Below are 20458 nucleotides of genomic sequence, written 5' to 3' on the forward strand. Positions count from 1 at the left end.
CGGCGGACCACCTCATTGAGGGAGGTACAAGGCGTTTCCCGACACAAGATCAATTTAGGTAGGAAAGTTGGTAGCGCCCCGCGGGCGCTTTCGTAACCAATTGAAAATGTGTACCATATGTCGGGATATTGGTGGAGCCGAGGGGGATCGAACCCCTGACCTCGTCATTGCGAACGACGCGCTCTCCCATCTGAGCTACGGCCCCGTTAGGCGCGGGATTTGGCCTATGCCACCGGCGGTGTCAAGGCCTGTGGCTCATGCCGCGAGCTTTATCTTGCCACGCAGGAAATCGACGATCCCCGAGGCCGGACGCGCGCCCGGCAGCCGGTCCAGCTCCTTTCCGTTCTGGAACAGGATCAACAGCGGGATCCCGCGGATGCCGAACTGGGCCGACACCTGCGGAAACCGCTCGGTGTCGATCTTGGCAAAGCGGACCCGGCCCTTCAGCGCCTCGGCGGCCTTGGCGAACTCGGGCGCCATCTGCCGGCAGGGCCCGCACCAGGGGGCCCAGAAATCGACCAGCAGCGGCAGCCCGTCGCCCCGTGCCGCGGCCAGGGTCCGGGAATCGATCTCGGCCACCTTGCCGGTGACCAGCTTGGCGCCGCATGTCGCGCATTTCGCCGCCTCCACCCGGTCGGCGGCAGTGCGGTTCTTCTGCCCGCATTGCAGGCAGGCAAGGGTCAGGCGATCGGCCATTGCAGGCTCCTGTACATTCGTCTTTCCGAATGTAGTCACTTCCGCCCGCGCCACAAGACCGTCCCCCCGGTCCCCCTGCGGCAATCACGCCGCAGGGGGCCGGTCAGCGGCTATTCGGCCGCCTCGGCATAGCTTTCGACCGGCGGACAGGTGCAGACCAGGTTGCGGTCGCCATAGACATTGTCCACCCGGTTCACCGGCGGCCAGTACTTGTCGACCCGGAACGCCCCGGCCGGGAAACAGCCGGTCTCGCGGCTGTAGGGCCGGTCCCATTCCCCGACCAGGTCCTCGACCGTATGCGGCGCATTCTTCAGCGGGTTGTTCCCGGCGTCGATCCGGCCCTCTTCCACGTCGCGGATCTCCTCGCGGATCGCCAGCATCGCATCGCAGAACCGGTCCAGCTCGGCCTTGGTCTCGCTCTCGGTCGGCTCCACCATCAGCGTGCCGGGCACCGGAAAGCTCATCGTCGGCGCATGGAAGCCGTTGTCGATCAGCCGCTTGGCCACATCGTCCACGGTGATCCCCGCCGCCTCGAAGGGCCGCACGTCCAGGATGCATTCATGCGCCACCCGGCCCCGGCTGCCGGTGAACAGGACCGGGAAGGCATCCTTCAGCCGCGCCGCGATGTAGTTGGCGTTCAGGATCGCCACCCGCGTCGCCTGGGTCAGCCCCTCGCCGCCCATCATCAGCACATAGGCCCAGGAGATCGGCAGGATCGAGGCCGAGCCCCAGGGCGCCGAGGCCACCGGCCCCTCCGCGCCGCCGGTCACCAGATGGCCCGGCAGATGCGGTGCCAGATGCGCCTTGACCCCGATCGGCCCCATGCCCGGCCCGCCGCCGCCATGCGGGATGCAGAAGGTCTTGTGCAGGTTCAGGTGGCTGACATCGCCGCCCAGGTCGCCGGGCCGCACCAGCCCGACCATCGCGTTCATGTTGGCCCCGTCGATATAGACCTGGCCGCCATGGGCATGGGTGATCCGGCAGACCTCCGTCACCGTGTCCTCGAAGACGCCATGGGTCGAGGGATAGGTGATCATGCAGGCCGCCAGCCGGGTGCCCGCGGCTTCGGCCTTGGCGGCGAAATCCTCCAGGTCCACGTCGCCGGTCGCGGTCGATTTCACCACCACCACCTGCATTCCGGCCATATGTGCCGAGGCCGGGTTGGTGCCATGCGCCGAGGTCGGGATCAGGCAGATGTCGCGGTCCGCTTCGCCCCGCGCCCGGTGATAGGCGGCAATGGTCAGCAGCCCGGCGAACTCGCCCTGCGCCCCGGAATTGGGCTGCAGCGAGAACGCGTCATAGCCGGTGATCGCGCAGAGCTTGTCCGACAGGTCGCGGAACATCTCGGCATAGCCTTCGGCCTGCTCGGCCGGGGCGAAGGGATGCATGTTCGAGAATTCCGGCCAGGTGATCGGCATCATCTCGGCCGCCGCGTTCAGCTTCATCGTGCAGGAGCCCAGCGGGATCATTGCCCGGTCCAGCGCCAGATCGCGGTCCGAGAGCCGGCGCATGTAGCGCATCATCTCGGTCTCGGCCCGGTTCATGTGGAACACCGGATGGGTCAGATAGTCGCTCTCGCGCAGCAGCGCCCCGGGCAGCCGCGGCGCGTCCGGAACGTTTCCGCGCGCCAGGTCCAGCCCGAAGGCCCGCCAGACCGCCTCCAGCGTCTCGCCCCGCGTGGTCTCGTCCAGGGTGATCCCGATCCGGCTGTCGCCGATCCTGCGGAAGTTGATCGATTCGCGCCGCCCGGCATCCATGATCGCGCCCTGCAGCGGCCCGACCTCGACCGTGAAACTGTCGAAGAACTCTGCCGGTTCGACCTTGTAGCCGCCGCTCTCCAGCCCGTTGGCCAGCCGCGCCGTCTTCTGATGCACCCGCTGCGCGATCGCCCGCAGCCCCTCGGGGCCGTGGAACACCGCATACATGCTGGCCATGACCGCCAGAAGCGCCTGCGCGGTGCAGACATTCGAGGTCGCCTTCTCGCGGCGGATATGCTGCTCGCGGGTCTGCAGCGCCAGCCGGTAGGCCTTGTTGCCGCGCGCATCGACCGAGACCCCGACCAGCCGCCCCGGCATCGCCCGCTTCAGCCCGTCCCTGCAGGCCATGTAGGCGGCGGAGGGGCCGCCATAGCCCATCGGCACGCCGAACCGCTGCGTCGAGCCGACCGCGATGTCGGCGCCCATCGCGCCCGGTTCCTTCAGCAGGCACAGCGCCAGCGGATCGGCGATCACGATGCCCAGCCCGCCGGTCTCGTGCAGCGCCGCGATCCTGTCGGTGAAATCGGCCAGCACCCCGTAGGTGCCCGGATACTGGAAGATGCCGCCAAAGACCTGCGCCGGGTCCATCTCCGCGGGCTCCCCGACGATCAGCTCGATGCCCAGCGGCTCGGCCCGGGTCCGCATCACCGCGATGTTCTGCGGATGGCAGCCGGCATCGACGAAGAAGCCGGTCGCCTTCGATTTCGACACCCGCCGCGCCATCGCCATCGCCTCGGCCGCCGCCGTCGCCTCGTCCAGCAGCGAGGCATTGGCGATATCCATCCCGGTCAGGTCGCCGACCATGGTCTGGAAGTTCAGCAACGCTTCCAGCCGGCCCTGGCTGATCTCGGGCTGATAGGGCGTGTAGGCGGTGTACCAGGCCGGGTTTTCCAGGATGTTGCGCTGGATCGCCGGCGGCGTCACCGTGCCGTGGAACCCCTGCCCGATCATCGTCGTCATGACCTGGTTCTTCTTCGCCACCTGGCGCATCTGCCAGAGCAGTTCCCGCTCGCTCAGCGGGGCGCCGAAATCGAGCGGTTCCTTCTGGCGCAGGCTGGCCGGGATGGTCTCGTCGATCAGCTGATCCAGCGAATCCACGCCCAGGGTCGCGAACATCTCGGCCATCTCGCTGGGCGAGGGGCCGACATGGCGTCGATTGGCGAAATCATAGGGGTCGTAGTCGGTCGGCGTGAAGGTCATGGGGTCCTCGGATCTGGGACAGAATGTTGAACAGCGAGCCTTCCGGATCGCTCGGAAGGAAAGGTGGCAGGCCCCGGGAGGGGCCTGTTCCGGGCCATGCGCCGTTGCTGCGCCCGGCGCGCGGGCCGGCGGATCGGCGGCGATGCGGCGCGGGCGCAGCGCGCCGCCCCCTGCCCGGCCCTGCATCTGCGGGTCTCAAATACTCCCGCCGGAGGCTCCGGCCTCTCATGCCGCCGCCACCGCTCCGGTCTCCGGCGCTCCGGCCCCGTCCCGGTTCGGCAGCGGCCCGGGGTGAGGCGATTGCGCAGGGCCTCATCGTAACCTCCCCTTAACCATGTTCGGCGTCCCCGGCGAAAATGCGGGAATTTCAGCAACTTGACCCCCCGTCCCCATGGGGACGGCGGCCCTCAGTCGATGAATTCCTTGTATTTGGCCTCGTCCATGAACTCGTCCAGGGCCGAGGGATCGGCGATCTTCATCCGGAACATCCAGCCGTCGTTCAGCGGGTCCTCGTTGACCATGCCGGGGTTGTCGGTCAGCGCCTCGTTGACCTCGACGATCTCGCCATCCAGCGGCGCCAGCACGTCCGAGGCCGCCTTGACGCTCTCGATCACCACGCATTCGTCGCCCCGGGCGACCGTCGTGCCCTCGCTCGGCAGATCGACGAAGACGATGTCGCCCAACTGCTCCGAGGCATGTTCGGTGATTCCGACGGTGACGACGTCGCCGTCGAGGTCGAGCCATTCGTGTTCTTCGGTGTATTTCATGCAATCAGCCTTCAGCGTTTGTAGGTGGCGGGTCGGAAAGGAAGCGGTGCGACGGTGACCGGCAGACGCCTGCCGCGCACCTCGCCCCAGAGCGCAGTGCCCTCTGCGGCATGCGCGGATGTGACATAGCCCATGGACATCGGCCGCTCGATCGAAGGCCCATAGGCCCCCGACGTCACCGCCCCGATCGGCTCGCCCCCGCTCTCGGCGGCAAAGATCGCGGTGCCGGCGCGCATCGGGGCGCGGCCTTCCGGCAGCAGGCCGACGCGGCGACGCGGGGCGCCGGTCTCGAATTCGGGCAGGATACGCTCGGCGCCGGGAAAGCCGCCGGCACGCGCGCCGCCGCTGCGGCGAACCTTCTGCACCGCCCATTCGAGCGCCGCCTCGACCGGCGTGGTGCCGGTGTCGATGTCGTTGCCATAGAGGCAGAGCCCGGCCTCGAGCCGCAGCGAATCCCGCGCCCCCAGCCCGATCGGCATCACCCCCTCGGCGGCCAGCAGCTTGCGGGCGAAACCGGTGGCCTGCGCGGCCGGAACAGAGATCTCGTAGCCGTCCTCGCCGGTATAGCCCGAGCGCGAGACCCAGATGTCGCCGAAGATCGCCACATCCATGAACTTCATCGCCGCCACGCCCGGCACCAGCGGTTCCAGCGCCGCCTCGGCCCCGGGGCCCTGCAACGCCAGCAGGGCGCGGTCCTCGAGATACTCGACCGTCACGCCGGGCAGCCCGGCCCGCATATGCGCCACGTCGGCGGCCTTGCAGGCGGCGTTGACGACCAGGAACAGGTGGTCGCCGCGATTGGCGATCATCAGGTCGTCCAGGATTCCGCCCTCGGGCGCTGTGAAGAGCCCGTAACGCTGGCGGCCTTCCCTGAGCCCGATCACGTCCACCGGCACCAGCCTTTCCAGCGCCGCCGCCGGTTCGGCGCCGCGCAGGATCACCTGACCCATGTGGCTGACGTCGAACAATCCGGCCCGGGCCCGGGTGTGCAGATGTTCGGCCATCACCCCGGCAGGGTATTGCACCGGCATCGCATAGCCCGCGAAAGGCACCATCTTGGCGCCCAGTTCAAGATGCAGATCGTATAGCGGCGTTTGCAGCAGCGTCTCGTCCATTCCCACTCCGTTCTCACGGTCGGGCGGACCCGACACCGTTCCCGAACCCCCACCGGGTCCGATCCGATGCCCCCTCTGTCCCGTGCGCCTGAGATCGTTATCCCTTCGGCGGGCGCCCGTTTCGGCGCCTCTCTCCAGAGTCTGTTGCCGGCGCGGTCCTTTGGCCTGAGAGTTTACCGGGGCGGTTTCTCCTTCGGCACTGGCCCGGGGGCCAGATTCTCCCGGCGCCGGTGCCGCAGACGCTAGGCGATCCGTCGCGCTCAGGCAAGGTGGCATGAACACCGCGGGGCCAGGAAGCGGCGGTTTGCCCCGGCGAGGCGCCCGCGATCGCGCGCCGCCCGGCCCGCCGCGCCCGGCCGGGCGGTCGGAGCCTCCGGCGGGGATATTTGGAAGATGAAGCAGGATGGCGCCGCCCGCGGGGCGGGGGACGGGGCGACCCCGGCCCGGGCTTGCCATCCGGGCAGGGATCGGCATGGTCGGGCCGAGGCGCCGGTGGCCGGGCGCCGGACCGGGGATCGGAGGACGGAGATGGGCCAGTTTCGAGTGTTCGGCTATGGTTCCCTCGTGCATCGGGGCACGCATGACCATGCGCCGACCGCGCCGCTCCGGATCCGCGGCTGGCGCCGGCAATGGGTGCATCTGGCGCATCGCCCTGTCGCGGTGCTGACCGCCCTGCCACAGATCGATTCGGAGATCGAAGGCCTGGTGCTGCCCGTGGCCGAGGCCGACCGTCCGGCACTGATGCAGCGCGAGGCCGCCTATGATCCGGTGGTCGGGGCCGACGGGCTGGTGATCTTCTCGATCCCGCCCGACAAGCACCCGCCCGCCACCGCACCGCGACCGATCCTGCAAAGCTATCTGGATGTGGTGGTCGCGGGCTATCTGGCCGAATTCGGCATCGGGGGCGTGGCCCGGTTCTTCGAGACGACGGCGGGATGGGAGGCGCCGCTGCTGGCCGACCGCGCCGCGCCCCGCTATCCCCGGCACCAGCGGCTGGGCGCCGAGGCGCTGGCGCTGTGCGATGCCCATGTCGCGCGGCTCGGGATGCGGGTGCTGCGGCCCGAGGATTGAGTCGAGGGCGCTCAGCGCCCCTCCGGCTGCTCCGGATCATGGCTGAACCGGCCGGTGGCCAGAAAGGTCAGCACCTGGGCGATCACCCTGCGGTTGTTCATCATGAAACTGTGCGAGACCGGCAGCACGATGTGATCGGTCATCCCTTCGCACCGGGTCGAGGCGACCGAGACCTTGCCGTCGTTCGGCCCCTCGATCAGCGCCGAGTAGATAGGGTTCAGCGACAGGTCCCCGGCGATCACCCCGAGTTCGAAATCGACCGGCGGCAGCTGCGCCGGCACCGCGTCGGGGCCGGTGCCGAGCTCCAGCCCGGCAGGGCCGTTGATCCATTTGAAGGCGGCGATCCCGCCGAGCGCATCGACCAGTTCCGAGCCGCTGTTCGGCGGCCCCAGCATCACCACCCGGCCCATGTTCGGCGGGCGATGCTGCAGCAACCCGGCGCGCAGCAGGATGCCGCCCATCGAATGGGTGACGAAATTCACCCGCGCCGTGCCGCAGGCGGCAATGGCGTCCTGCAGGATCGGCCCGGCCAGCGCCTCGATCCGCTTGGCGGTCGATGGGTAGCCGAGATTGATCACCCGGTAGCCGGCCCGGCGCAGGGCGGCGGCCATCAGTAGCATCGAGGCCGGGCTGCGCGCCAGACCGTGCAGCAGGACGACGCAGTCCTGCGGATGCGAAGGGTCATGCGGCGAGGTGCGGGCTCTGGCCATGCCCCTTGCTAGGCGCAAGCCGAAGCGCTGCCAAGATCTGCCCGGGCCTTGTCGACGGCGCCGGTCCCTGACAGGCTGAGGGGATGAACCGCCGCATCCGCCTGGCCACCCGTGCCATCATCGTTCAGGACGCACGCCTGCTGCTGGTCAATGCCTGGCCGGGGGGCGTCTCGGATCTCTGGTGCGCGCCGGGCGGCGGGGTCGAGCCGGGGGCCTCGCTGCCCGACAACCTGATCCGCGAGGTCGCCGAGGAGACCGGGCTGCAGGTGGCGCCGGGGCCGCTGGCACTGGTCAACGAGTTCCACGATCCGCAGTCGAGCCTGCATCAGGTCGATCTCTACTTTCGCTGCCGGATCGTCGGCGGCAGCCTGGACCCGGCGCATCGCGACCCCGAGGGCGTGGTGACCGAGCGGCGCTATTTCTCGGCGGCGGAGCTGGGCACGATCCGGCTGAAGCCCGACAGCCTGCCCGCGATCGCCTTCGATGCCTGGGGCGCGACGGCGCGCTATGACCCGCTCGAGGAGATCGTGCGATGAGCCGGGCCTTCGTCAAGGAAGACGCCGGGCCGGTGCTGCCCGAGGTGGCGGAACGGCCGGTCAGCCGCAATCCGAACTGGGTGCGGCCGGCCTATCTGGCCGAGATGCAGGCCCGGCGCGTCGCGCTGATCGACGAGATCGCCGCGCTGCGGGCGGGACGGGATCAGGCGAACGACCTGACTCCCCTGGCGGTGGCCGAACGCGACCTGCGCTGGCTCGACGCGCGGCTGGCCTCGGCGATCGAGGTGCCGCCCGCGGGTGGCGAAGAGGCCGGGCTGGGCGCCACGGTGACGATCGAGGACGCCGAGGGGCGGCAGGCGGTCTACACGCTGGTGGGCGAGGACGAGGCCGACCCGAAACGCGGCATGATCTCGCCCTTCTCGCCGCTGGGCCGGGCGCTGTCGGGCGCGCGGGCGGGCGATCTGGTGCAGTGGGCCAGACCCGGCGGCGCGGCCGAATTGGAAGTCCTGCGCGTGGCCTGGGACGGATAGCGGCGCTCAGCCGCCGACCGCGAACCCTTCCTCGGTCACCACCGCATCCAGCCGGGCGTCGGTCGTCTCGACCGGCAGCGCGGCCATCTCCTGCGCGGCATAGGCAAAGCCCACCGCGAAGACCGACTGGCGGGCCCGCAGTTCGGTCAGGGTCCGGTCATAGAAACCGCCGCCGTAGCCCAGCCGGTGGCCCAGGGCGTCGAAGGCGACGACCGGCACGATCAGCGCATCGGGCACCAGGGTTTCGCCGCTCTCGGGAATCAGCGTGCCCATGCCGCCATCGACCAGGGCGCAGCCCGGGGTCCAGCGGCGGAACTCCAGCGGCCGGCCGGCACCGGTCATCACCGGCACCGCCACATCGCCCTCGGCCGCCAACTGGGTCATCGCGGGCAGCGGGTCGATCTCGGTCCTGATCGGCAGATAGCCGGCCACCACCCGTCCGTGCCAGCGCGCCAGCGACGACAGCAGGTGCCGGGTGGCCATGGAGCGGTCGTCGGCATCCAGGGACCGATGCGCGGCATCGCGCTGCATCAGCGCCTCGATCCGGGCTGCGGCCTTGAGTTCCTTGGCGTGGGGAACGGTCATCGCTGACTCCTCATCGGTTGGCAGTTCACGCAACACCCTTCATCACAGCAGGACCCATGCCGCCAGCCCCAGAAAGGCAAAAAATCCGACCACATCGGTCACAGTGGTGACAAAAGCGCCCGAGGCCAGGGCCGGATCGACGCCGATCCGGTCGAGCAGCACCGGAATCCCGATCCCGGCCAGGCCGGCGATCACCAGATTGACCACCATCGCCACCGCGATCACCAGCCCCAGCATCGGCGCGCCGAACCAGAGCATTCCGACCGCGCCCATCACCACCGCGAAGATCAGCCCGTTGGCGAGGCCGACCAGCACCTCGCGCCGGATCACCCGCCAGACGTTCGAGCCGGTGAGGTCGCGGGTCGCGATCGCCCGGACCGCCACGGTCAGCGACTGGGTGCCGGCATTGCCGCCCATCGAGGCGACGATCGGCATCAGCACGGCCAGCGCCACAAGCTGCGAGATCGCGCCTTCGAACTGGGCGATCACCAGCGAGGCCAGGATCGCGGTCAGCAGGTTGACGAACAGCCAGGGCAGGCGCCGGCGCACCGTCTCGACGACCCGGTCCGAGAGCGAGCCGTCACCGACGCCGGCCAGGCGCAGGATGTCCTCTTCATGCTCTTCGTCCAGGACCGTCATGGCGTCGTCGATGGTGATGACGCCGACCAGCCGGTCGTCCTCGTCCACCACCGGGGCCGAGATCAGGTGATACTGGTTGAAGGCATAGGCGACGTCGGCCTCTTCCTCTTCGACATGGAAGGTGCGGAACCCCTCTTCGACGATGTCCTTCAGCTTCACGTCGCGTTTCGACGACAGGATCCGGCCCAGGGTGACGTTGGCCACGGGCTGCATCCGCGGATTGACCAGGATCAGGTGATAGAACTGGTCGGGCAGATCCTCGGCGCCGCGCAGATAGTCGATGGCCTCGCCGACGGTCCAGTGTTCCGGCCCCATCACCAGTTCGCGCTGCATCAGGCGGCCGGCGGAATATTCGGGGTAGCTCAGCGCCTTCTCGACCGCGACCCGGTCTGCATCATGCAGCGCGTCGAGCACCGCTTCCTGCTGGCCGGGCTGTTCCAGGCCCTCGATCAGATCGACGACATCGTCGGTCTCGAGTTCGCGGACCGCTTCGCCCAGGACCTCGGGCGTGAGCAGGGCGACGATTTCGTCACGGATGCTCTCGTCGATCTCGGACAGGATGTCGCCGTCGAATTCGCGCCCGTAGAGCCGGACGAGCGCCGCCCGTTCGTCGCTGCCGATCTGTTCCAGCAAGTCGGCGATGTCGGCCGCGTGGAGCGGCTCCATCAGCTCGGTCAGGCGGGCGGCGTCATGGCTTTCGACGGCTTCGAGAATGGCCGAGACGGTGCCGCGGTCGAGCACATATTCGTCCTCGACATCGGCCTCGGGCCGATCCTCCAGCTGGGTCTCGTCGTCGGTCATGCAAGGCCTCCGCTTCCGCCGCCCAGCTTAGGCGAAGCGGGGCCAGAGGGACAGGGGGCGCGGGCTGGCATCGCGCATGTCCGCCGCGGTGCGGCGGCCGGCGACCCCCGGAAACCGGGAAGCCGAGCGGCATCGTCCGGGGCCGATTTACCCCGGCCGCCGGTCGGCCTAAGCTGACCCCTGGCGAAAGGATGCGCGATGACCGAACGGCTGATACTCGGACAGGTGATTTCCTATGCGGCCGACCCGTTCCGGGCGCCGCCGGAAGAGGCGGCACGGCATGAGCGGCACGGCGCGGTGCTGATCCGCGACGGCAGGATCGCCGAGGTCGGCCCCGCCGATCGGCTGCGCGCCGCCGCGCCGCAGGCCGAGGTGACCGACTACGGCGCGGCGCTGATCTCGGCCGGCTTCGTCGATGCCCACGCGCATTATCCGCAGACCGCGATCATCGCCTCCTGGGGCAAGCGGCTGATCGACTGGCTGAACCTCTACACCTTCCCCGAGGAAATGCGCTTTGACGATCCGGCCTATGCGGCGACGATTGCCGAGCGCTATTTCGACCTGGTGCTGGCGCATGGCACCACCACGACGGCGAGTTTCTGCACCATCCATCCGGCCAGCGTCGAAGCCTATTTCGGCGCCGCCAGTCGCCGTGGCCTGCGCGTGGTCGGCGGCAAGACCTGCATGGACCGCGACACCGCCCCCGAAGGGCTGCGCGACACCGCCCAGGCGTCCTATGATCAGTCGAAGGCGCTGCTGGAGCGCTGGCACGGGCGGGACCGGATGCACTATGCGATCACGCCGCGATTCTCGCCCACCTCGACGCCTGAGCAACTGGATGCCCTGGGGGCGCTCTGGGCCGAGCATCCCGATTGCCCGATGCAGACGCATCTGTCGGAGCAGACCGACGAGGTCGCCTGGGCGGGCAGCCTCTATCCTTCGGCGCGGGACTATCTGGACACCTACGAAACGCATGGCCTGCTGGGACCGGGCGGGCTTTATGGGCATTCGATCTGGCTGACCGAACGCGAAAAGGCACGGCTGGCCGAGGTGGACGCGGCGGTGGTGCATTGCCCGACCTCGAACACCTTCATCGGCTCGGGGCTGTTCGACATCGGGCTGACCGGCAGCCTGCGGGTCGGGCTGGCAACCGACACCGGGGGCGGGTCGTCCTTCTCGATGCTGCGGACCATGGCGGCGGCCTACGAGATCGGACAGTTGCGCGGCACCGCGATCCATCCGGCGCAGCTCTGGTGGCTGGCAACGGCGGGCTCGGCCCGGGCGCTGCGGCTGGATGACCGGATCGGCAACCTGGTGGCCGGGAACGAGGCCGACCTCGTGGTGATCGACCTTGCTTCGACCCTGGCCATCGCGCAGCGGGCCGACAACGCGCAGGATTTCTGGGGTCTGCTGTTCCCGACGATCATGATGGGCGACGATCGCGCGGTGCGGGATGTCTGGATCGCGGGCACACCGCTGCGCGGGGCCGGCACCGTCGCCGGAGGCTGACTCGCGGCACCTTCCGCCCCGCTTGCCGGACGGCGCCGCAGCGCGCATTGCGTTCCATGGGTGACAGTTCCCCGCCTTGCGTCCCTGCCGGGTGGATCGACCGCGCCGGCGATGCCATACTTCGCGCCGCGGGGGGGCCGAGCAGGAGAACAGACGTGAAACAGAAGTCCCTAGTCATCGTATGCGGTGTCGCAATCGCCGCCAGCCTTTTCCTGCCATGGGTGAAACTGCCCACCGCCGAATCCATCGTGCCCTGGGATCGGGTGAAGGATACCGACTGGGCCAATCTGGCCGACCAACCGCCCCTGCTGCTGACCTATCTGGCCAGTTTCGCCCTGGGCGTGCTGGTCGCCCTGCTGGCGGTGATCGGCTGGGCGCCGCGGTTCCTGTCGCTGATCACCGCGCTGTTGCCGGTGGCGCTGGCGGGCTATGTCTGGCTGAAGGCCCGGGAGGTGCTGACCGGCCTTGACCTGACGCCGCCGGCCTCGGAGACGCTTTCGGCAGCCTATGACTGGATCGTTCAGGTCGGTGGCCTCGGCTTCTACATCTGGGCCGGAGGCGCGGCGCTGCTGTTGCTGGTGGCGCTGCTCGACGGCGGCGACCGGGTCTGACCGACCGCTAGCCGCGCAGCCGGGCCAGCGCCCGGGCCTGGTCCTGCGCCAGCCGGCCCGCGTCCAGCGTGCTCAGCCAGCCATCGCGGATCACCTGGCGGCCCTCGACAAAGAGATGCCGGACCTCGCGCGGTCCGGCCAGGGCCAGCGCCGCCGGGTCCCAGCTTCCGGCGGTCTCGACCGTCGAGACATCCCAGACCGCCAGATCGGCGCGCAGCCCCGGCGCCACCCGGCCGATATCGTCGCGGCCCAGAACCTCGGCCCCGCCGCGCGTCGCCATCCACAGGGCCTCGCGCGCCGCCATCGCGTCGGCGCCCCGGCTGACCCGCTGCAGAAGCATCGCCATCCGCGCCTCGGCCATCAGCGCACCACCGTCGTTCGAGGCCGACCCGTCCACCCCCAGCCCGACCTTCACCCCGGCATCGCGCATCGCCCGGACCGGCGCGATCCCCGAGCCGAGCCGGCAGTTGGAACAGGGGCAATGCGCCACGCCGGTGCCGGAACGGGCAAAGAGGTCGATCTCGCCGCCATCCAGCTTGACGCAATGGGCGTGCCAGACATCGGCGCCGGTCCAGCCCAGATCCTCGGCATATTGCCCCGGACGGCAGCCGAATTTCTCCAGCGAATAGGCGATGTCCTCGTCGTTCTCGGCCAGATGGGTGTGCAGCATCACGCCCTTGTCGCGGGCCAGAAGCGCCGCGTCGCGCATCAGCTCGCGGCTGACCGAGAAGGGCGAACAGGGCGCCACCCCGACCCGGGTCATGGCGCCGGGGGCGGGATCGTGGAAGGCGTCGATGACCCGGATCGAATCCTCCAGGATCGCCGCCTCTCCTTCGACCAGCGCATCCGGCGGCAGGCCGCCGGCGCTCTCGCCGATCGACATGGCGCCCCGGGTGGCATGCAGCCGCAGACCGATGTCGCGTGCCGCCGAGATCGTGTCGTCCAGCCGGGCGCCGTTCGGGAACAGGTAGAGATGATCCGAACTGGTGGTGCAGCCGGAACAGGCCAGCTCGGCCAGGCCGACCGCCGCCGAGATGTAGAAATCCTCCGGCTGCATCCGTGCCCAGATCGGGTAGAGCGTCTGCAGCCAGCCGAACAGCAGCGCATCCTGGGCGGCGGGGACCGCGCGGGTCAGGGTCTGGAACAGATGGTGATGGGTGTTCACCAGGCCCGGCGTCACCACGCAGCCCTGCACCCGGATCAGATCGGCATCGTCGGCATAGAGCCCCTGCCCGACCGCCTCGATCACGCCGCCCCGGATCAGGATGTCGGCGCCGTGCAACTCGACGCCAAACGGCGCGTCGGCCGATTCGCCGTCCATGGTCAGGATCGCCTCGGCACCCTTCAGGATCGCGGCCTTCGCCGGAGCCTTGCGCGCGACCGGGCGGCTCATCCCCCGGCCTCGCCCAGCACCTCCAGCGCGGCACGGTGCAGATCGGCGTTGGCCGCGGCCAGGACCTGCCCGCCGTCCAGCACCGGGGCGCCCTTCCAGTCGGACACGATCCCGCCGGCCGCCTCGATCACCGCGATCGGCGCCAGAACGTCATAGCTGTTCAGCCCGGCCTCGACGACGATATCGGCCTGACCGGCCGCGACCAGCGCATAGCCGTAGCAGTCGAGCCCGTAGCGGGTCAGCCGCACCTGTCCGACGAGCCGACGGAAGGCAGCGGCCTCGGCCGGGGTGCCGACTTCGGGGAAGGTGGAGAACATCCGCGCCTCGGCAAGGGTCCGGCGCGGGCCGGTGGCCAGCGTCCTCTGGCCATGCGGGCCGGAGACACAGGCGCGACCGAAGCCGCCCTCGAACCGCTCGCCGATATGTGGCTGGTCGATGATCCCGTAGAGCACCCTCTCGGCATCGCGCAGGCCGATCAGCACCCCCCAGACCGGGGTTCCGGTCAGAAAGCCGCGGGTGCCGTCGATCGGGTCCAGCACCCAGGTCAGACCCGAGGTGCCGGGAGTGGCATCCTGCTCCTCGCCCAGCACCGCATCCATCGGGCGCCGCTCTGCCAGCAGGTCGCGCATCGCCTTTTCGCAGGCGCGGTCGGCCACGGTGACCGGGTCGAAATGGCTGCTGGACTTGTTGTCGGCATCCAGACCCGGTGCGCGGAAATACTTCAGGGTCTCGACCCGCGCCACATCGGCCAGGGCATGGGCGGTGGCGATCAGCTCGGCCTGCAATTCGGGCGAGAGGTCGGGCGGGGCAGCGGCGGCTGCGGCGGCAGGGGAATGTACCATGATCCTGCCGGGCTACGCCCTGGCCCCGCATCGGTCAAGCCTGACACCGTTCCCGACATGACTTCGGCCCCCGGATGGGGGCCGCGGCATCCGGGGCGCTGCTGCCCCGGGCTCTGCACAAGACTCTCGGACCAGATCAGACCGCGACCCTAGCCGCCCGGGGACTGATCTGGCGCCGGGGGCTTTCAGGCGACGTCGCTGAGCACCCGCGCCAGGTCGAACAGACGCTTCCGCTGCGTTTCGGGAATCGCATAATAGGAGCGGACAAGCTCCAGCGCTTCCTTGTCGGACATCAGATCGCCCGGCGTCAGCGCACCGGTCTCCTGCCCGTCGAGCCCTTCGAAGAAAAACGAGATCGGCACTTCCAGCGCTTCGGCGATGTCCCAGAGCCGCGAGGCGCTGATTCGGTTCATCCCGGTTTCGTATTTCTGGATTTGCTGGAACTTGATCCCGACCTGTTCCGCAAGCTGCTGCTGAGTCACTCCTAGCATCCAACGACGATGGCGTACCCGCTTGCCCACATAAACGTCTACCGGATGTTTCATCAAAAGGCTCCCTCATCAACAGAATTACCATAGCGTGTGCCGGAGTGAATAGACGTTGGCTCCTGTCATCGGAACCTGTCTTTTTCGACAGGCCGGGGCATTGGTCAAACCCATGTATTCCTGTTGTTTTCTGTAGGATGGCCGGCTGCACTTCCAGCAACTGCCAAAAATTCATCACTTTTTCCGATTCTCGCTATGCGTGTGAGCAGCGGTCGAACCGGACTCCACCGGACTGAATGTCCTCGGGTCGAATCGCCTGCCGGCCGCTACGATGTGGTGCTGCGGCCACTGTCGGGATATGTGCCGAGCCGAACCGGGCGGCAGGCGTTCGGCGGGCGGGCCACCGTTCGGCGCAGGGAAACGGAGGATGCAGGATGCGGGCAATCGTGGTGAAAACCCTGGGCCAGGACCCCGAATGGGGCCAAAGCCCCGATCCGGTGCCGGGACCGGGAGAGGTTCTGGTGCGGATCGCTGCCGCCGGTCTGAACTTTGCCGATCTCCTGATGATCGAGGGCCGCTATCAGGTGCGCCCGCCCCTGCCCTTCGTGCCGGGGCTCGAGGCGGCGGGGACCGTCATCGCCCTGGGTCCGGGAACGCAGGCCCCCGCGGTGGGCAGCCGGGTCATGGTGATCGGCGGCGAGGGCACCCTGGCCGAACTGGCCGCCGTGCCGGCCGAGCGGTGCCTGCCGATCCCGGAGACCATGGATTTCGCCACCGCCGCCGCCTTCCCCGTGGCCTATGGCACCTCGCATCTGGCGCTGACCCGGCGAGCCCGGCTGGAGCCCGAGGAGACGCTGCTGGTGCTGGGCGCGGCGGGCGGTGTCGGACTGACCGCGGTGGAGATCGGCCATGCCATGGGGGCGCGGGTGATCGCGGCGGCGCGCGGTGCCGCGAAGCTGGAAGTGGCGCGGGCGGCCGGGGCGGATCACCTGATCGACAGCGGAAGCGAAGACCTGCGCGAGGCGGTCAAGGCCCTGGGCGGCTGCGACGTGGTCTATGACCCGGTCGGCGGCGATCTGTTCACCGCCGCGCTGCGGGCCTGCCGACCCGAGGCGCGAATCCTGACCATCGGCTTTGCCAGCGGCACCGTGCCGCCGGTGCCTGCCAACATCCTTCTGGTCAAGAATGTCTCGGTCCTCGGCTTCTATTGGGGCGGCTACATGGCGTTCAACCCGGCGGCGGTGACCGAAAGCCTGGCGCAGCTGACCGCATGGCATACCCTGGGCCGGCTGAAACCCCATATCAGCCATCTGCTGCCGCCCGAGCGGCTGGACGAAGGACTGGCGGCAATGCGGGGCCGGACCTCGACCGGCAAGATCGTGATCCGCTTTACCGACGAGGAATAGCGCCGCTCAGGCGGCGCGGGTCAGCGCGGCGCGCGGCAGCGAGTGGAAGCCCTGCCGGAGCAGGTCGGCCATGCCCGAGAGCACAGGGTTCTTGGCGCCTTCGGCAGCGTAGAGGTTGACCTGTTTCTGGGCGAGGTCGGGCAAGGCACCGCCATGCTGGATCTTCTCGAACAGCGGCCCGATGGTGCCGTCGAGCAGCACCTGAACCGCCAGATCGGCGGCAACGCTGACCTCGACCGTGCCGGTCTGGTCGCTGTCGACCGCCATGTCCCATGCGATCCCGGCATCGTCCAGGGCCGCCAGCACGCCCTGCCGGAAGATGCAGTTCGGGCAGAAGGCCAGTTTCAGCGGCCGGGTCCGCCAGACCGTGCCGCCCGGCGCGCCGACCCAGACCAGCGGCAGCGTCAGCAGCGATTCGCCGCCCGGAGACACGCCGTCCTCGGTGGTCAGGATCAGGTCGCATTCGCCGCGTGAGAACTTCTCTTTCAGCTTTCGGGTATTGGCCGACATCAGCTGCACCTTCACCCGCGGAAAGTCCTGCGCGAAACGGTGCAGCACCCGCGGAATCACCGGATAGACGATGTCATGCGGCACCCCCAGGGTGATCGCGCCCTCGAATGCCTGGTCGGTCATCCGGGCCAGGACTTCGTCGTTCAGCTCCAGCATCCGCCGGGCATAGCCCAACAGCTGCTCGCCCGCGTTGGTCAGCGCCACGCCCCGGCCGGTGCGGTCCAGAAGCTGCTGGCCGAGCCCCTCTTCCAGCCGCTTGATCTGCATCGAGACCGCCGATTGCGTGAGGTTCAGAAATCCGGACGCCCGGGTGACCCCGCCGACATCGGCGACGGCAACGAAGGAGCGCAGCGAGGACAGATCGAGAGTTCGAGCCATATCATAGATCCTGATGTGAACCGTGACAAACATTCATTTCAAGAATGAACCACGATATGAGATACGGATCAAGGAAATTGATTCATGCCGCATGGCTCATCACAAGAACGGAGGATACGATGTCTGTCATCACTCAGGACTGCACCCCCCGCCACGCCAGCGTTGCGCCGCGGTCGATGTCTCTCTTCACCCGCGTCGTCCTGGCCTTCCGCGTCTGGAAGGAGCGCCGGCAACTGGCCGCCCTGGATGCCCACCGGCTGCAAGACCTCGGGCTGACCCATATGGATGCCGAGGCCGAAGCCACCCGGCCGCTGTGGGACGTGCCCGCCAGCTGGCGGAACTAGCCCCCGGCGCCGGCAAATCGCGGGACAGGGCCGTTTCGCGCCGATCTGGCGCGGGACGGTGTTGTCCTCCGGGACAAGTCGGCGTGAAATCCGGCAGAAACGTCCGGAAATCCTTGAAATACCGTGCCTCCTCACCTTTATTCATAGCTGACGGTGGTCCCATTCGCGGATTTACCGAATGAGTGCTGTTCTGGAGGATTTTCATGGCTGACTATCAGACGATACGCGCCGGGGCCGGTGTCCATACCGGAGCGGTGGACGCCGGGCTCCGCGCCCATATGAACAAGGTCTACGGCACGATGTCCGTAGGCATGGCGGTGACGGCCCTTGTGGCCTGGGCCGTCGGATCGAACGATGCGCTGCTGTCGCTGTTCCGCAACCCGGTGACCCTGCAGCCGAACATTCTGGGCTGGATCGCGATGTTCCTGCCGCTGGGCATGGTCTTCGCCTTCGGTGCGATGATCAACCGCCTGTCGGCGGCCGGCGCGCAGCTGTTCTTCTATACCTTCGCCGCGGCGATGGGCCTGTCGATCTCGTGGATCTTCGCGGCCTTCACCGGCTTCTCGATCGCGCAGACCTTCTTGGTCACCTCGATCTCCTTCGCCGGTCTGTCGCTCTGGGGCTACACGACCAAGAAGGACATCTCGGCCTGGGGATCGTTCCTGATCATGGGCGTGATCGGCCTGATCGTCGCCTCGATCGTCAACATCTTCCTCGGCTCGCCGGCGATCATGTTCGCGATCTCGGTTCTGGGCGTGCTGATCTTTGCCGGGCTGACCGCCTATGACACGCAGAAGATCAAGACCACCTACATCCAGCATGCGCGGTCGATGGACAGCGAGTGGTTGGGCAAGGCCGCCATCATGGGTGCGCTGAACCTCTATCTCGACTTCATCAACCTGTTCATGTTCCTGCTTCAGTTCATGGGCAATCGGGACTGATCCGCAGAACAGCCAGGGACCAGAGGCCGGGGGAAACCCCGGCCTTTTTCGTTTCGGGGTCCCGTCCTCGCGCGAGCCAATATTTAACAGTCTTGCTAATTAAAGATTTCGCTATATAACCGACTCCCGAAGAAGGAGTCGAAATGTCCCCCCTGCCCCCCCTGTTCTCTGCCCTCGGCGACCCGACCCGTCTGGCCATTGTCGAACGGCTGATGACCGAGGGAGAGCTGGATGCCGGGACGATCCAGGCCGCGCTGCCGATCTCGGCCCCGGCGGTGTCGCGACATCTCGACGTTCTGAAACGTGCCGGCCTGGTGACGCGGCGGGCCGAGAAGCAGCGCCGGCTCTATGCGGTCCGGCCCGAGGCGCTGACCACGATCTCGCAATGGACGATGAGCCACAGGGAGTTCTGGGACACCAGCCTGCGGCGCCTGGAACTGGCAATCAAGAAGGACCAGACCCCATGACCGACCTGAGATTGGAACGCGCCCTGGATGCGCCGCCGGAGGCCGTGTTCAGCTATCTGACCGAGCATGGCAAGCTGATGCAATGGTGGGGCCCCGAAGGGATGACCCTGCCGGATGTGGCGCTGGATTTCTCGCGCCCCGGCCCCTGGTTCTCGGTCATGCAGAGCGCCGAGGGGCAGAAGTTCAAGGTCTCGGGTCAGGTGACCACGGTGCGCCCGCACGAGCGGGTGGCCTTCACCTGGGCCTGGCACGATGCCGAGGACAGGCGAGGCCCGGAGAGCCAGGTGGTGATCGATCTGGAGCCGCTGCCGGACGGGCGCACCCGGCTGATCCTGAACCACTACGAGCTGGGCGACGACGAAAGCGCAAGGAACCACTCCAAGGGCTGGACGTCGAGCCTCAACAAGCTGGAACGCCAGTTCCGGTGAGCAACCAAGGGGGAGACGGAAGATGGCGAAATTCCTGTACAGCTACCACGGCGGCAAGCGGCCGGAGTCGAAGGCGGAAGGCGAACGGGTGATGGCGGCCTGGGGCGCCTGGATGGGCGGGCTCGGCGCCGCGATGACCGATCCCGGCGGGCCCTCGGGGCCGTCGAGGACCGTTTCCGAGGCCGGCGTGGCCGACAACGGCGGCGCCAATCCGGTGTCGGGCTATTCGATCGTCGAGGCCGACGGTCTGGCGGCGGCGACCGAGATGGCCGGGGGCTGCCCGATCCTCGCCGACGGCGGCAGCGTCGAAGTCACCGAAATCATCAGCATGTGATAGGCTGGGGCGCGGGTCACGCCGCGCCCCGCCGCAGCAAGAGGACATCCAACCATGCCCACCGACCCCGAACCGCTGAATACCCTGGCCGTCGTGCTGGGCACGATCCTGTCCTTCCTGTTCGGATGGCTGCTCTATTCGCCGAAGGTCTTCGGCAAGGGCTGGGCCGAAGGCTCGGGCGTGAAGCTGGGCGCGGCCTCGGAGATGCCGGTCTTTGCCATGGCGGCGCAGCTGGCGGCGTTGTTCCTGCTGGCGCTGGTCATCGGCCTGACGGCGATGGTGTCGGCGCTCTGGACCGCGATCCTGGCGATCCTGGCGGCGGCGATGTTCGTCGTCTCGACCGGCGCCTTCGTCAAGAAATCCGGCTTCGCGATCCTGGTGGACGGCGGCTACATCCTCGGTTCCGGCGCCATCATGATCCTCTGCCAGGGCCTGCTCTAGG

At 68.3% G+C, this 20458-nt stretch carries 23 protein-coding genes, 1 tRNA gene and 2 riboswitches; of the genes, 12 read left to right on the top strand and 12 right to left on the bottom strand.

Translation table 11 applies throughout. The annotated features are described in order from the left end of the window. Window positions 1-129: 129 nt before the first annotated feature. From NUW50_RS20770 to gcvT, 5 genes are all read right to left on the bottom strand, one after another. Window positions 130-205: transfer RNA gene (locus NUW50_RS20770), tRNA-Ala, on the bottom strand. 50 nt (window positions 206-255) lie between these two features. Then, the gene (gene trxC / locus NUW50_RS20775) at window positions 256-696 is read right to left on the bottom strand and encodes a thioredoxin TrxC (RefSeq protein WP_258291102.1); all 441 of its coding nucleotides are present in this window, start codon (window positions 694-696) and stop codon (window positions 256-258) included. A gap of 110 nt (window positions 697-806) precedes the next feature. Then, the gene (gcvP, locus tag NUW50_RS20780) at window positions 807-3653 is read right to left on the bottom strand and encodes an aminomethyl-transferring glycine dehydrogenase (RefSeq protein ID WP_258291103.1); all 2847 of its coding nucleotides are present in this window, start codon (window positions 3651-3653) and stop codon (window positions 807-809) included. A 407-nt stretch (window positions 3654-4060) separates the two neighbouring features. Continuing rightward, window positions 4061-4420: a glycine cleavage system protein GcvH gene (gene gcvH, locus NUW50_RS20785; RefSeq protein ID WP_258291104.1), complete on the bottom strand. Its 360-nt coding sequence runs from the start codon at window positions 4418-4420 to the stop codon at window positions 4061-4063. A gap of 11 nt (window positions 4421-4431) precedes the next feature. After that, on the bottom strand, window positions 4432-5535 hold the full coding sequence (gene gcvT, locus NUW50_RS20790) for a glycine cleavage system aminomethyltransferase GcvT (RefSeq protein WP_258291105.1): 1104 nt from the start codon (window positions 5533-5535) through the stop codon (window positions 4432-4434). Between the two features lie 73 nt (window positions 5536-5608). Beyond that, window positions 5609-5675: riboswitch (glycine riboswitch) on the bottom strand. A 3-nt stretch (window positions 5676-5678) separates the two neighbouring features. Then, window positions 5679-5770, bottom strand: a riboswitch (glycine riboswitch). A gap of 293 nt (window positions 5771-6063) precedes the next feature. Between gcvT and NUW50_RS20795 the strand changes: the two genes are divergently transcribed. Beyond that, window positions 6064-6606, top strand: a complete 543-nt coding sequence (locus NUW50_RS20795) for a gamma-glutamylcyclotransferase family protein (protein ID WP_258291106.1) — start codon at window positions 6064-6066, stop codon at window positions 6604-6606. Window positions 6607-6617: 11 nt separating this feature from the next. Here NUW50_RS20795 and NUW50_RS20800 read toward each other — a convergent pair whose 3' ends face one another. Continuing rightward, window positions 6618-7316, bottom strand: coding sequence for an alpha/beta fold hydrolase (locus tag NUW50_RS20800; RefSeq protein WP_258291107.1), 699 nt, complete (start codon window positions 7314-7316; stop codon window positions 6618-6620). Window positions 7317-7399: 83 nt separating this feature from the next. Between NUW50_RS20800 and NUW50_RS20805 the strand changes: the two genes are divergently transcribed. Next, on the top strand, window positions 7400-7852 hold the full coding sequence (locus NUW50_RS20805; protein WP_258291108.1) for an NUDIX domain-containing protein: 453 nt from the start codon (window positions 7400-7402) through the stop codon (window positions 7850-7852). After that, window positions 7849-8343: a GreA/GreB family elongation factor gene (locus NUW50_RS20810; protein WP_258291109.1), complete on the top strand. Its 495-nt coding sequence runs from the start codon at window positions 7849-7851 to the stop codon at window positions 8341-8343. The genes NUW50_RS20805 and NUW50_RS20810 overlap by 4 nt, the downstream gene beginning before the upstream one ends. Window positions 8344-8349: 6 nt before the next feature. Here the strand turns inward: NUW50_RS20810 and NUW50_RS20815 are convergent, their stop codons facing one another. Both NUW50_RS20815 and mgtE read right to left on the bottom strand, forming a co-directional pair. Continuing rightward, complete coding sequence (locus NUW50_RS20815) at window positions 8350-8928, bottom strand: 5-formyltetrahydrofolate cyclo-ligase (protein WP_258291110.1); 579 nt, start codon at window positions 8926-8928, stop codon at window positions 8350-8352. Window positions 8929-8970: 42 nt separating this feature from the next. Then, a complete protein-coding gene (gene mgtE / locus NUW50_RS20820) occupies window positions 8971-10368 on the bottom strand; it encodes a magnesium transporter (protein WP_258291111.1) in 1398 nt (465 codons plus the stop codon). A gap of 198 nt (window positions 10369-10566) precedes the next feature. Here mgtE and guaD point away from each other — a divergent pair, with 198 nt between their 5' ends. Both guaD and NUW50_RS20830 read left to right on the top strand, forming a co-directional pair. Then, window positions 10567-11877, top strand: coding sequence for a guanine deaminase (gene guaD, locus NUW50_RS20825; RefSeq protein ID WP_258291112.1), 1311 nt, complete (start codon window positions 10567-10569; stop codon window positions 11875-11877). A 155-nt stretch (window positions 11878-12032) separates the two neighbouring features. Continuing rightward, window positions 12033-12488, top strand: coding sequence for a hypothetical protein (locus NUW50_RS20830; protein WP_258291113.1), 456 nt, complete (start codon window positions 12033-12035; stop codon window positions 12486-12488). Window positions 12489-12495: 7 nt separating this feature from the next. Here the strand turns inward: NUW50_RS20830 and NUW50_RS20835 are convergent, their stop codons facing one another. The 3 genes from NUW50_RS20835 to NUW50_RS20845 all read right to left on the bottom strand — a co-directional run bounded on the left by NUW50_RS20835 (window position 12496) and on the right by NUW50_RS20845 (window position 15268). Further along, window positions 12496-13881 carry an 8-oxoguanine deaminase gene (locus tag NUW50_RS20835; protein ID WP_258291114.1) on the bottom strand — a complete coding sequence of 462 codons (1386 nt, stop codon included), beginning with the start codon at window positions 13879-13881 and terminating at the stop codon, window positions 12496-12498. Further along, window positions 13878-14723, bottom strand: a complete 846-nt coding sequence (locus NUW50_RS20840) for an inositol monophosphatase family protein (protein ID WP_258291115.1) — start codon at window positions 14721-14723, stop codon at window positions 13878-13880. The genes NUW50_RS20835 and NUW50_RS20840 overlap by 4 nt, the downstream gene beginning before the upstream one ends. Before the next feature lie 185 nt (window positions 14724-14908). Next, window positions 14909-15268: a helix-turn-helix domain-containing protein gene (locus NUW50_RS20845; RefSeq protein ID WP_258291116.1), complete on the bottom strand. Its 360-nt coding sequence runs from the start codon at window positions 15266-15268 to the stop codon at window positions 14909-14911. Window positions 15269-15642: 374 nt separating this feature from the next. Here NUW50_RS20845 and NUW50_RS20850 point away from each other — a divergent pair, with 374 nt between their 5' ends. Then, window positions 15643-16614, top strand: a complete 972-nt coding sequence (locus NUW50_RS20850; RefSeq protein WP_258291117.1) for an NADPH:quinone oxidoreductase family protein — start codon at window positions 15643-15645, stop codon at window positions 16612-16614. Window positions 16615-16620: 6 nt separating this feature from the next. Here the strand turns inward: NUW50_RS20850 and NUW50_RS20855 are convergent, their stop codons facing one another. Beyond that, the gene (locus tag NUW50_RS20855) at window positions 16621-17502 is read right to left on the bottom strand and encodes a LysR family transcriptional regulator (protein WP_258291118.1); all 882 of its coding nucleotides are present in this window, start codon (window positions 17500-17502) and stop codon (window positions 16621-16623) included. Window positions 17503-17621: 119 nt separating this feature from the next. On the opposite strand from NUW50_RS20855, the gene NUW50_RS20860 reads away from it, so the two are divergent. The 6 genes from NUW50_RS20860 (at window position 17622) to NUW50_RS20885 (ending at window position 20457) form a co-directional block, all read left to right on the top strand. Further along, a complete protein-coding gene (locus tag NUW50_RS20860; RefSeq protein ID WP_258291119.1) occupies window positions 17622-17846 on the top strand; it encodes a DUF1127 domain-containing protein in 225 nt (74 codons plus the stop codon). A 203-nt stretch (window positions 17847-18049) separates the two neighbouring features. After that, on the top strand, window positions 18050-18787 hold the full coding sequence (locus tag NUW50_RS20865; RefSeq protein ID WP_258291120.1) for a Bax inhibitor-1/YccA family protein: 738 nt from the start codon (window positions 18050-18052) through the stop codon (window positions 18785-18787). Window positions 18788-18930: 143 nt separating this feature from the next. Continuing rightward, window positions 18931-19254: an ArsR/SmtB family transcription factor gene (locus tag NUW50_RS20870; RefSeq protein WP_258291121.1), complete on the top strand. Its 324-nt coding sequence runs from the start codon at window positions 18931-18933 to the stop codon at window positions 19252-19254. After that, a complete protein-coding gene (locus tag NUW50_RS20875; RefSeq protein ID WP_258291122.1) occupies window positions 19251-19682 on the top strand; it encodes an SRPBCC family protein in 432 nt (143 codons plus the stop codon). Before NUW50_RS20870 ends, NUW50_RS20875 begins: the two co-directional genes overlap by 4 nt. 22 nt (window positions 19683-19704) lie before the next feature. Next, window positions 19705-20016: a hypothetical protein gene (locus NUW50_RS20880; RefSeq protein WP_258291123.1), complete on the top strand. Its 312-nt coding sequence runs from the start codon at window positions 19705-19707 to the stop codon at window positions 20014-20016. A gap of 54 nt (window positions 20017-20070) precedes the next feature. Then, window positions 20071-20457 carry a DUF1761 family protein gene (locus tag NUW50_RS20885; RefSeq protein WP_258291124.1) on the top strand — a complete coding sequence of 129 codons (387 nt, stop codon included), beginning with the start codon at window positions 20071-20073 and terminating at the stop codon, window positions 20455-20457. Window position 20458: the final 1 nt, after the last annotated feature.

The sequence above is a fragment of the Frigidibacter sp. ROC022 genome (genome assembly GCF_024723735.1).
Taxonomy (GTDB): domain Bacteria; phylum Pseudomonadota; class Alphaproteobacteria; order Rhodobacterales; family Rhodobacteraceae; genus SLM-1.